Annotated in this window: 8 protein-coding genes and 2 pseudogenes; 3 read left to right on the top strand and 7 right to left on the bottom strand. The window is 55.7% G+C overall.

Annotation, left to right across the window (positions count from 1 at the left end; all coding sequences use genetic code 11):
* Nucleotides 1-109 (top strand): annotated as a pseudogene (locus ACIQ0R_RS08230) (IS5/IS1182 family transposase); the annotation flags it as partial.
* Nucleotides 110-425: 316 nt separating this feature from the next.
* Entirely contained in the window at nucleotides 426-2,738 is a 2,313-nt protein-coding gene (locus tag ACIQ0R_RS08225; RefSeq protein WP_395826079.1) for a penicillin-binding protein 1A, read from the top strand.
* 130 nt (nucleotides 2,739-2,868) lie between these two features.
* Here the strand turns inward: ACIQ0R_RS08225 and ACIQ0R_RS08220 are convergent, their stop codons facing one another.
* The 6 genes and pseudogenes from ACIQ0R_RS08220 to cyaY form a co-directional block, all read right to left on the bottom strand.
* Nucleotides 2,869-4,017, bottom strand: coding sequence for a DUF2827 domain-containing protein (locus ACIQ0R_RS08220; RefSeq protein ID WP_395826074.1), 1,149 nt, complete (start codon nucleotides 4,015-4,017; stop codon nucleotides 2,869-2,871).
* A pseudogene (locus ACIQ0R_RS08215) lies at nucleotides 4,014-5,159 on the bottom strand (DUF2827 domain-containing protein). The gene ACIQ0R_RS08220 and the pseudogene ACIQ0R_RS08215 overlap by 4 nt, the downstream one beginning before the upstream one ends.
* Before the next feature lie 88 nt (nucleotides 5,160-5,247).
* The gene (locus ACIQ0R_RS08210) at nucleotides 5,248-6,387 is read right to left on the bottom strand and encodes a DUF2827 domain-containing protein (RefSeq protein ID WP_395826072.1); all 1,140 of its coding nucleotides are present in this window, start codon (nucleotides 6,385-6,387) and stop codon (nucleotides 5,248-5,250) included.
* A gap of 54 nt (nucleotides 6,388-6,441) precedes the next feature.
* A complete protein-coding gene (locus ACIQ0R_RS08205; protein WP_395826070.1) occupies nucleotides 6,442-6,975 on the bottom strand; it encodes a hypothetical protein in 534 nt (177 codons plus the stop codon).
* Nucleotides 6,976-7,101: 126 nt separating this feature from the next.
* Nucleotides 7,102-8,301, bottom strand: a complete 1,200-nt coding sequence (locus tag ACIQ0R_RS08200) for a hypothetical protein (RefSeq protein WP_395826068.1) — start codon at nucleotides 8,299-8,301, stop codon at nucleotides 7,102-7,104.
* 299 nt (nucleotides 8,302-8,600) lie between these two features.
* A complete protein-coding gene (gene cyaY / locus ACIQ0R_RS08195) occupies nucleotides 8,601-8,927 on the bottom strand; it encodes an iron donor protein CyaY (RefSeq protein WP_395826066.1) in 327 nt (108 codons plus the stop codon).
* Between the two features lie 41 nt (nucleotides 8,928-8,968).
* On the opposite strand from cyaY, the gene ACIQ0R_RS08190 reads away from it, so the two are divergent.
* On the top strand, nucleotides 8,969-9,244 hold the full coding sequence (locus ACIQ0R_RS08190; RefSeq protein ID WP_395826064.1) for a lipoprotein: 276 nt from the start codon (nucleotides 8,969-8,971) through the stop codon (nucleotides 9,242-9,244).
* Between the two features lie 137 nt (nucleotides 9,245-9,381).
* Here ACIQ0R_RS08190 and ACIQ0R_RS08185 read toward each other — a convergent pair whose 3' ends face one another.
* Entirely contained in the window at nucleotides 9,382-10,008 is a 627-nt protein-coding gene (locus tag ACIQ0R_RS08185; RefSeq protein ID WP_395826076.1) for a sulfite oxidase heme-binding subunit YedZ, read from the bottom strand.
* Between the last annotated feature and the right edge of the window lie 105 nt (nucleotides 10,009-10,113).

Raw genomic sequence — 10,113 nt, 5'->3', positions numbered from 1 at the left:
TCTTCGCATTCGTTTCGAACGTCGCGCTGATATTCATCAAGCATTCCTTAAACTTGGCTGCAGTCTGATCTGCTGGAGCAAACTTCAGCAGGCATCGCAGCCTTTATGAAACCGTCTCTAAGTAACGTGAAATCGCAGCAACAAGAGGACTGTAGTGTAAAGAAATTTACCTGTGAGCAATTGCCTTATATTATGTAATGTCGAGGCGCAGCCACTCCATTCATGGTAATTTTTTTTCCGACGGCAAATTTTGTCTGTATTTCGCAACGAAATTACCCCGCCACAAAGACCGCATGCTACATAGCAAGTTTTGAGCCAACTGCTGTGCCGCTATAATGCGTGGCATTCCTACTTCGAAAACGCCTCGCATGACGCCTCCTGACTCAGCTAGCGACACCCCGATTTCCCCCGCGCCCCAACGTCGTATGCCGCTGCTGTTGCGTTTGCTGCTTGGTTTTTTTGGTATTGGTGTCAGCCTGCTGGTTATCGGTGCGCTCACTGTCATGCTGATGCTATCGATGGCGTATCCGAACCTGCCGGAACTCGATTCGCTCACCGATTACAAACCGAAGATCCCGCTACGGATTTTTTCCGCAGACGGCGTGTTGATTGGCGAATTCGGTGAAGAGCGACGCAGTCTGGTCCGTATCAACGAGATCCCGGATGTCATGAAGAAAGCCGTGCTGGCGATTGAAGACGATCGCTTCTACCAGCACGGCGGGGTCGATTACCAGGGCATCCTGCGCGCCACCTTTTCCAACCTGACGGGTGGCGGTGGCGGCGCCAGCACGATTACGCAGCAGGTTGCCCGCAATTTCTTCCTGACCAGTAACGAACCGACCTTCGTCCAGAAGGCATCGCGCAAGTTTCTCTATGAAATTCCGCTGGCCTGGAAAATCGAGCGCAACCTGACCAAGGACCAGATCCTTGAGGTCTATATGAACCAGATCTATCTGGGACAGCGCGCCTACGGCTTCGCCTCTGCCGCGCAGATTTATTTCGGCAAGAAGCTGCAGGACATCACAGTTGCCGAAGCGGCGATGCTGGCGGGTCTGCCGAAGGCTCCTTCAGCCAACAATCCGATCGTTAATCCGAAGCGGGCCACGGTACGCCAGCAATACATTCTGTTGCGCATGCTGCAGCTCGGCTACATCACCCAAGCCCAATACGACCAAGCCAAGAACGAGCCACTGCATACCAAGAGCGGCGCTAGCGAATTCGGCATCCACGCAGAATTCGTCTCAGAAATGGCGCGCCAACTGGTGTACGACCAATTCAAGGAAAACACTTACACGCGTGGACTGAATGTATTCACTACCATCACCAAGGCCGACCAGGATGCCGCTTATATCGCGGTGCGGCGCGGCGTCATGGAGTACGAGAAGCGGCGCGGTTACCGCGGCCCTGAAGGCTACATGGAAATCCCGGACGGCACCAAGGAAGAAGCTGAAGACGCGATCGAGGTGGAGCTGGCGGATCATCCCGACAGCGATGAAATCGTCGCCGCGGTGGTACTGGAAGCCACACCCAGGTTGGTACGTGCTGTACTGTCCTCGGGCCAGGAAATCAGCATCAGCGGTAGCGGCCTTAGCATTGCCACCAACCTCCTGAGCGACAACGCGCCGCCACAGCGCAAAGTCAAGCGAGGCGCCATCATCCGCGTGATGCTGGAAGGCCAAAGCTGGACCATCACACAGATGCCGTCGGTCGAATCGGCTTTTATTGCAGCCAACACCAAGGACGGTGCAATCCGCGCTCTGGTCGGCGGCTTCGATTTCAACCGCAACAAATTCAACCACGTCACCCAGGCCTGGCGTCAGCCGGGCTCGTCGTTCAAGCCCTTCATTTATTCAGCGTCGCTGGAAAAAGGTCTGTCGCCGGCCACCATCATCAACGACGCGCCGCTGACCTATGGCGGCGGCCAGACCGGTGGCCAGATCTGGCAACCGAAGAACTACGGCAACAAGTACGAAGGTCCGATGAGCATGCGGCGCGCGCTGACCAAGTCGAAAAACGTGGTGTCGGTGCGCATTTTGGACAAGATCGGTGCCAAATACGGTCAGGAGTATGTGACGCGTTTCGGCTTCGATGCTGACAAAAATCCGCCGTACCTGACTCTGGCGCTGGGAGCCGGTGCCGTCACGCCGTTACAAATGGCTGGTGGCTACGCGGTATTTGCCAACGGCGGCTACAAGGTCAACCCCTATATCATCAGCAAGATCACCGATGCCAACGGCAATGTTCTGTCGCAAGTGCATCCGGAAGTTGCCGGCGACGAAGCCAATCGTGTCATCGATGCACGCAATGCTTTCCTGATGGACAGCATGATGCGCGACGTCGTGCGCCACGGCACAGCAGTCAAGGCGTTGTCGCTCAACCGCACCGACCTGGCCGGCAAGACCGGCACCACCAACGATTCGCTTGATGCCTGGTTCGCCGGCTACCAGCCGTCGCTGGTAGCGGTGGGCTGGATCGGCTACGACCAGCCGAAGAGCCTGGGCGACAAGGAAACCGGTGGTGGCCTGGCATTGCCGATCTGGATCAACTTCATGCAGCAGGCACTCAAAGGCGTGCCAATCGAAGATCCGGTGGTGCCCAACGGGCTGATCCATTCAGGCAACGAATACTATTACGCCGAGTATCCGCCCGGAGTCGCCACTCAAAGTCTGGGCGGCGGCACTTCCGAGCCAACTGCGGAAGAAAAAGCCAAGGACGAAGTCAAGAACGAATTGTTCTGACGTAGGGTGAGCAGCAGGTCTTATTGAGCACTTCAGACAACGCTGCCATCTGCGTCATTCCCGGGTGCGCGGGAATGACGGGTATTACTCAAGACGCATACTCAAAAAAAGCCCAGGCTCCACCCCGCCTTTACCCATGCTGCGGCGTCGAATACAGGCCTAGCAAACGCTGCGTATAGATCTCGATATTTTCCGGATAACTGACATCGAGAGTGCGCAACAATTTTTTTGCACGTTGGCGATAATCGTCCAGCTGCGCATCATGCGTGGCAAATGCGTTCAACACCGCCTGACCGCCGGCGAAGGAATCGAACTCCGGATAGTAGTAGCCGTAGTCGCGAATGAATTCCGAGTTATGAATCAGCGGATAGCCGCCGTACAACGCCTCGTAATACAGATAATTCTGGCCGTTTTCCCAGTGATGCGAGATGATGCAATCGCCGTAGTTAGCCATAAATTCATACACCGCAAAGCGACCTTCAAACGAAGCCAGCCCATGATTGACGACGTCGAGTGCATGCGCGAACTGGATAAATTTCAGATGTTCCTTCAAGTGCAAGGTATTGCATACGCGCAGTGATTCCAGGAATCCAGGCTGCGCGCGATAGGCTTCTTCGCAAGCAAGCATCGGCAGCAATGAAGTCTTTACCATGCAGACATTCGGTTCGAAACTACACACGCGCCAACGCGGCTTGCCCGGTTGATAACCGAAACTGAGATGGCTCGGTAAAGTGTCGATGCCCTTTTGAAAAAACAGTGGCGTCCACAGATGCGGCACGATGTGAACCGGTGCACGCGCGGTAAGGCCGAAATAATCCTTGCAGCTACGCAGATACTCCGGCAGGGTCCACACGGCATCGTACGGCTTGTTGCTGCACAAGCCGCCATGCGGCTTGTTAAACATTGCACGCTCAATGTCGATCACGTAATCGTTACCGACCCGCATCCAGGCGTAGCGACCACCGCGTTCGCGGAATTGACGCACCCATTCTTCGCCCAGTTGCGCACTCATTTCAACCACCACATCAAGCGTCTGCATGGCCTGCTCGAGACCAATCATGTCGATCCCGAGATCGCCCAGCATCATGGCGTCATTAACCTGGCTGACGTCGCCGTCCAGCACCAGCACCGCGCGCTCCACCGCCGGCGACTGGTTAAACAGTTGCACCAGGAAAGCACAATTCTGGAAGATCCCGCTCTCCCAGATCGATTGCGGCCCGGAGCGCACATGCAGGGTGACGCCAACCCGTAATTTTCGTTGTGGCAGCACGGCGCTCATACCTGCTCCTCCACCAGATGTTGAAGTCTTTTCACAAATGCATCCACGTTATCGGCATTGGTCGGATCGAGCCGGTTCAGGTACGCGGCTCCGGCTTTCTTGTAGTCATCCCAGAATTCAGGCTCCTGCTGCCAGGCATTGAGCAGAGCGCGTCCGCCCAGACTGGCTTCGAAATCGGGGTAATAAATGCCCACGCCGTCAGCCTTTAAATACTCTGAATTATGGATCAGCGGATAGCCGCCGTAGAGGGCATCGTAGTAAAGATAGTTGAGACCGCGCTCCCATTGGTGCGATACCACGGCATCCATCTTTTGCTGCGCCATGCAATCGACAAACGACACGCGCGGTTCGTAGGTCGCCTTGTGTTGCTGGGTCAAATCGAGATTGATGGCAAAACGATTGAAAGTCAGGTGCTCTTTCATCTGTAGCGTGTTCATCACCATCATCGTGCTGATGGAGCGCGGATCAAGCCGGAATGCCTGTTCGCATACCAGCATCGGAATAAAGCAGCTTTTGACGACCGAAATGTTCGACTCGAAAATCGCAGTACGCCAGCCCGGACGCTCGACACCGCGACTTGCTCTTTAACCGAACTGATGGCCGTCTTTCTCAACCACATCGATCTGCTTTTGCAGAAACAGCGGCGCCCAAATATGTGGCACCGCGTGCACGGCAACGCGTGACGCGGTGCGCAGCAATGGTCCGCTGGCTTTCATGTGATGCGGCAGAGTCCAAATCTCATGCCATGGCGTACCATTGAAAATCTGCCCGCTGGGGTCGCCGAACATCGGCGCTTCGGCGTTGTCGGCATAAGTATGACCGACAAATAATGTGACGATCTTGGCGCCCAGCGCACGCACATGGCGCAACCATTCCAGCGGCAACTGCGCACCCATTTCGATCACCACATCAATCTCGAAAGTCACGTCCTGCGGCTTGACCAGCGGCACGTCGAGAAGATCCAGCCCCATCTCTGCCGGTATGTGATCCAGATCGCCGCCGTTCAGCAAGAACACCTTGCCGACTTATGGACTATGCCGCAGCAACATTACCAGGAATGCCAGATTCTGGTTGATCCCATTCGACCATATCTGCGCGCCATGGACGGCAAAAACGGAGATTCCTACGTTAATTTTTTTCATGGGTCAGTAAACATTAAAAGCCATTACAAGCGATTAAAAACCATCCGATCATACTATCGGCTGTTGCAGCAACGCCCTCAGCAAACGCTCATACTATCGGCTGTTGCAGCAACGCCCTCAGCAAACGCTCATACTCGGCGATCACCTCCTTGCAAGTCGGTAGATAGCGGCTTAACAATTGGCGTTGCCGTGCAAGATAAGCCTGCCAGTTGTCGTCATGCGCGGTGAGCACCTCGATCAGCTTGCGGCTGCCTTCTTGCACGTTGTTAGCTTCGTAAAAGTAACCGAGGTCGTGGCACATATATGCGTTATGCACCAGAGGATAACCTTGCCAACACACGTCGAAGTAAAAATAATTCAACGCATTCTCGATCTGGCGGGAAATCACCACATCGGTCATCTCACTGAGAAACTGCGGAGTATCGTGGCGCCCCAGAAAAACCGCCTTGTGCTGGCGCACGATATCGAGCTGATTCATCACCGCGATGAATTCCTTGCTCTCCCGCGCCAAGCGTTCGGCGTTAGTCACCTGTAACAGCGCGATATGCTGCGGCCGCAAGCGATACGCTTCTTCTGCAATGAAAGCGGGATACATGCAGAATTTCACGATGTCCTGGTTCGGCTCCATCACGGTCAAGCGCTTCGGGCCAGGCTGGGGACGGTATTGGCCATGATGTGCGTAGCTCGCGCTACGTTGCTCGACGAAAATCGGATCCCAGACAAACGGCACCACCTGTGCCGGAAGGCGGCGCAAGGTCTCGAAATAAGACTGGCTGCTGTTAGCCACCTGCGGCACCATCCAGATCGCATCGTAGCGCTGATTGACGAAAAGATTGTAGCCCCACATCGGCCGGTCGAATAATATCGACTGCATCACATTTACATATTCAACGCCGCAACAGTAAGATATCAAGCGGCATCGGCGTTCTTTCAGATAGGCGGTCTGGTCGACATCGATCTGACCGCCGAGTTCAATCAGCACATCCAGATTATCCTTGGCTTGTTGGAACGCCACGGTGGGCCAGCGCACCTGATCCCACGGCAGCGCCGGGGTGATCGCAACCGCCGTGGTATTCACCAGATGCACCGAAGCCACGCTGGGACATTGCTTCAAACTCTCGGCCAGATAGACCGCATTCTGCTTGATGCCGTTGGTCCACAAGGATTCGTTTTCGTGGTGCAGGCCGATGGTGATACCGATACGCAGGGTGCGAGGTAAAGAATTCATATCGTCATTCAAATAATAGGGAATCTGCACTGAGCGCTGCCGTGGGCACCTCGACTAGCGCGCCGGCGTCGCCATTTTAGTCTGCTCGGTCCAGTTGTACTGCACATAACGCCGAATAATCAGGCAACCCGGTGGCGAATCCACCAGCGACACTGAACCCCCAGGCTCAGAGGCTGACACATACGCCGTAAATGTCGGCAACAACGACGTTACGCTATAGCCTTTGAGCTCCGTATCGGCAATGCTCTTGCACGAATACGGCGCAATCGAAATCCGTTCAGCAGACACCGAACAAGCACCGCCTTCTTGCGGCACAGCGGTAATAGACACTGCCGCCGAAGCGCCAGCGTATTCGATTCCGGTAAGAGAAAAAAATGGTCCGCGATCAGGGTGGGCATGATCCCAATCGACCAACAGATCATGCGAGCGCGTGCCGTTGATCGCTAACGCCGACAAGCGGGTAATCGCTGGCTGGCACTGCCTGACGCCGATGCTCTGGGCCGCGTCCGTCAGCAAATTTTTGGGTCCGGTTGCGGCCGCCTTGTTGACAGGCAGATCAGCGCGCATTTGCGCATAGGATGCTGGCACCGCCAGCTGCAGAAGAACGATGAATACCAACAGCCACCGCGAGCGCCGGCAAGCGTACCAAGCAGGTAATACAGTTGTTTCAGTCAATTCGGTTGTATTGCCAAAATGTGCTGCACGCGTCATCAACTATGTCCGTTTGAAATATGAATTGCCGCTCAGCGCCGAAGTCGTGGACGGCACCGGCGGTTCAGCAGCAGGGCCGACAGGCGCAGTTGCGGGATCTGCTGCCGGCGCAGGCGCGGTCGGAGCGGCAGGTTCTGCAGCAGGGATTTGCTCGGCAGGAGCGGCTACAGCAGGTTCCGGCGTAGGTGCCGACTCTTTCTGCGCTGCCGTGGCGGGCACAGCGGCAGGCTCGCTAGCCGATGTTGCAGGAACCGGAATTGGCGGCGATACAGACGACTCGACGGCTGGCGTCGGCAACGCCGCCGCGGCGCCGGATTCGATCGCCGGAGTTGCCGGAACTGCGGCCGACCTGTGCGGTGCGGCAAGCGGATTTTCCGTCGCTGTGGCCGGCACCGGAGTCGCCGTTGGCGACATTGTAGAAGCCGACGAGGGACTCGATGCGCTTGCTGGCGGCGTTACCGGAACTGCTGCCGCAGTCTTGGCCGCAGCGTCCGTCTGCTCCCGCTTCATCAACGCCACCACCGCTTTTTCACACTCCTCTTCGCTATCACAGGGAGTGACGAAAGTTTTCCCTTCCCACCAGCCGCGCATGACATAAACGCCGCTGTCCATCCGAACGCCTTTGCCGTTATTGAGCATGTCCTGATACTGCGGATGTGCCGGCGGAAACGTCATGATGCCGTATCCCAGCTGCAAGCCGCGATGCCACTCGCCGGTATAGGTTGAGCCGTCGGCATAGCTTGCCTTGCCTTCGCCTTCTGGCAGCGAATCGATGAACATACCATCGAAACGGTTGCCGGGTTCTTCGACTCCGGTGGTGGGGCCACGCACTTTGCCCTGCTCCATGGTGCCGGTCAGTTCAGCCACCTGCTTGTTGTTGCTTAACCAGCGAACTGTTCCAGGCCCTTGTGCAAGCCCGTTCTCGCAACGGCCGCTCCAGCGCACGGAAACTTCGTTGGCAATCGGCTCGGGACTCCATATCTTGCAGCCGTTGCTGGTATCAGCAGCCCAATGCCGCGGCGCTTCCGCAGCGGCGGCAGTAACGACATTGGAAGAGTTGTTTGTGTTAGCGCTATTGGCGACAGCATTGGTGCCGTTGATTGAAATTGCTGCACTGGAGACGTTTGGGGCCGCAGCAACAGTACCAGCAGCAGCACCCGCAGTCAGGGCCACTCCCAGAGTGACGACGGCCAGCCCACTCATCACAACGGCACACCGCGCGGGCCACGATGCTGCAACAGCTTGCAATGAACAGGCCGGTGCATTGGCGCGCCAATCGAATGGTTGTTCGGAGTCCCTGATCATTATCGTACTCATTGTTGTCGATCGATAGTTGAGAAGCGTTGAACAAACCTCCTTGATGCGGCCCTTGCGAACCGTCTAATCAAGTCCATTTTGCAGCCGACATGCTCGAGCGTATCAAAACAACACCCTATTTTTCGTATCTTACGACACATTGAGCTTACGACAAATCAATTACGAAGCGTCACCGCAAAGAAAAATTACAGGGTTAGCGGCACCCCACCCTGGGCGCTGATCATTCCCGACAGGGCAGCAAAAAATTCTGATCCGTCTCGCGTATTTACCCAAATGTTACCCCGTTGTTTGTAATGAAAACCGCCCGACTTTGCAGCGATCCACAATTCCTGCATCGGTGCCTGACTGTTGACGATGATCTTGCTGCCGTTATCCACAAACTCGATTTCCAGGACATTCCCGCTGCGGCTACACTCTACGTCCAGGTCCGTCTGGTCGGCGGCGTTCTCAAGCGCCGTTTCAATCTTGCTCAGGGCGGCCTCGGCGGCCACCAGGAATTCTGATTCTGTCATGCTACACTCCAATCCATTTCGTTAAACTGCGATTCTAATCCGTGAAACCAACTTTTGATTTTTCGCGCGCTGCCATGATGGCCACTGCGCTCACTTTGTCGGTATTGCTGGCAGCTTGCGGCCAAAAAGGGCCGCTGTTCATGCCAGTTGCGTTGCCGCCACCTGCTGCCAAAACGCCAACACCTGCTGTCAAGCCGACCATCCCCGCACCGGCAGCCGCAGCCGACTCAGGCCAATCAAGCACCGCAACCGTACCGGCGACCTCAGAAAATATGTCAGAGACATCTGAAACGCCAAAACCACCAGCGACGAACTAATCTCGTCCTGATGTCGTACTTTTACACGAATAGTGTGATGCGCGCCGAAAACGCCGCTGCGGACTCTACTCCGCAAAAAAGGCAGTCAGGTCTGCGCTCTGACAATCCCGGTCTGCCGCTTGCGCCCGAGCCTTGCGTCAGGTCGGGGTCGGTGTGACCTCGCGCTTCTGAGGTGTGGCCTGTTGGCCGCAGCGGCTGCGCAGCGCGAAAACGACCCGCGCCAACAATAACGCAGCAATGATCGCCCCAAACAGGATCGGTTTTTCAAAGTTGTGCTTGCCTGCACGCATCCACCAGAAGTGCAATATCCCCAGCATGGCAATCAGATAGATGCTGCGGTGCAGCCATTGCCAACGTTTGCCGCCCAGCCGCCGGATCATGCCGTTAGTGCTGGTTAGCGCCAGCGGCAGCAACATCACGAAAGCGATGAAACCGACCGTAATGAAAGGTCGCTTGACGACATCCTTAATCATTTCCGGCAGATCGAAAAAATGATCGAACCACAGGAAAGTCGTGAAATGCAGACAGACATAAAAGAAAGCATACAAACCCAGCATGCGGCGCAGCTTGATGAGCCAGTTCCAGTTGCTGAAACGACGCAGCGGCGTCACCGCCAATGTAATGCAAAGAAAATATAGGGTCCAGTCGCCGGTGCTGCGCGTGATGAATTCGATCGGATTGGCACCCAGACGATCGGTGAACGCATACAGCAGCAATCGCAGTGCAGGCAGCAGAGCGAGCACAAACTGAGCTTCCCCCGAAATTTAGTCTTCCATAGGTAACGTAAAATCAACGATCCTTTGGAAAGACCAGCAATGAAGAAGATACCAAAACAGATGTACACGGCGGAGTTCAAGGAGCTAGCCGTG

Origin of the sequence: Collimonas sp., from assembly GCF_044339385.1 — a bacterium.
Taxonomy (GTDB): Bacteria; Pseudomonadota; Gammaproteobacteria; order Burkholderiales; family Burkholderiaceae_D; genus Collimonas.
This window is presented reverse-complemented; position numbering and strand designations above follow the sequence as displayed.

Excerpts from the sequence above, each read along its gene's own strand:
- ACIQ0R_RS08200 (WP_395826068.1), bottom strand. The coding sequence starts at position 8,301 with ATGAGTGGGCTGGCCGTCGTCACTCTGGGAGTGGCCCTGACTGCGGGT.
- ACIQ0R_RS08210 (WP_395826072.1), bottom strand. The coding sequence starts at position 6,387 with ATGAATTCTTTACCTCGCACCCTGCGTATCGGTATCACCATCGGCCTG.
- cyaY (WP_395826066.1), bottom strand. The coding sequence starts at position 8,927 with ATGACAGAATCAGAATTCCTGGTGGCCGCCGAGGCCGCCCTGAGCAAG.
- ACIQ0R_RS08220 (WP_395826074.1), bottom strand. The coding sequence starts at position 4,017 with ATGAGCGCCGTGCTGCCACAACGAAAATTACGGGTTGGCGTCACCCTG.
- ACIQ0R_RS08225 (WP_395826079.1), top strand. The coding sequence starts at position 426 with ATGCCGCTGCTGTTGCGTTTGCTGCTTGGTTTTTTTGGTATTGGTGTC.